Source organism: Luteibacter sp. P4_E6 (genome assembly GCF_056401535.1).
Genome location: NZ_JBFUJE010000862.1, coordinates 1 through 1,117, shown reverse-complemented (window position 1 = coordinate 1,117; position 1,117 = coordinate 1). Strand labels below are relative to the sequence as shown.

The following is a 1,117-nucleotide window of genomic DNA, read 5'->3' as shown; positions in this document are numbered from 1 at the left end:
GCATGGCCTTCTCGTTCTGCAAGCCGTCACGGGGACCGACCTCGACGATGCGTACGTGGTTCGATGCGTTCATGGACATCCCGTTCAGGCCGATTCGGCGAAGCGCACGAGGATCGCGTCGGCGTCGACGAAATCGCCCTGCGCGGCGGATATCGATTCGATGGTGCCGGCGCGCGGCGCCTTCAAGGCGAGTTCCATCTTCATCGCTTCCATCACCAGCAGTTCCTGGCCTTCCTCTACCACGTCGCCGACGGCGGCGCGGACCAGGACGATGCGTCCCGGCATCGGTGCGGCGAGATGACGGGCAGCTGCGCCTTTCGCGCCGGCCCATGCGAAGGCGGGGGCACGCTCAAAGTTCCAGCGACGACCGGCTTCGTCGTGCACGCGGATCCGAACGCCAAGCAGGCCAAGCGGTAGACGCCGTGCCTGGCCGTTGAAGCGTGCCGAAAGCACGTCACTACCCAGCCGCGCGCCAGCCACCGTGCAGGAGGCGTCGCCGCTACGAAGGTCATAGTTGCCACCATGGCCGTGCGCGTCGATCTCGTGGCGCACGTTTCCTTCCATCAGGGCGACGACGCGCTTGCCCGAATGACCGATGCGCCATGCGTCGGCACTGGCCCAGGGCGAATGCGGGTCGGCTGCGGCGCCTTGCTGCGCGAGTTCATCGGCCATCAGCACGGCGGTCGCCGCGGCGAACAGCTCGGTGCTGTCCGCGACGCTGTCACCGGTGAGGAATTCCTCAAGGTGGCGATCGAGATAGCCCGTGTCGATGCGACCCTCGACCACGGCCGGATGACGTGCAAGCCGCTCGAGAAATCCCACGTTGGATTTCGGTCCGACGATGTCGATGACGGCCAAGGCTTCGCGCAGCCGCTCAAGTGCCTGCTCGCGATTGCGGTCGTGGACGATGAGTTTGGCGATCATCGGGTCGTAGAAAATCGTTACGGTGTCGCCGGCGATCACGCCACCGTCGAGACGGACATGGCGCGACGGCGTCGGCAGGTTGAGCGACTGCAGGCGGCCGGAGCCCGGCAGGAAATTCGCTTCCGGATCTTCGGCGTAAAGGCRCACTTCGATGGCGTGGCCCTGGGCGTGAATATCCTGCTGGCCTAGCGGC

At 65.9% G+C, this 1,117-nt stretch carries 1 protein-coding gene; it reads right to left on the bottom strand.

All coding sequences use genetic code 11. The annotated features are described in order from the left end of the window. Positions 1–84: 84 nt before the first annotated feature. On the bottom strand, positions 85–1,117 hold a 1,033-nt coding region (locus AC1DT2_RS24160), incomplete at its 5' end, for an acyl-CoA carboxylase biotin carboxyl carrier protein subunit (RefSeq protein ID WP_477299257.1).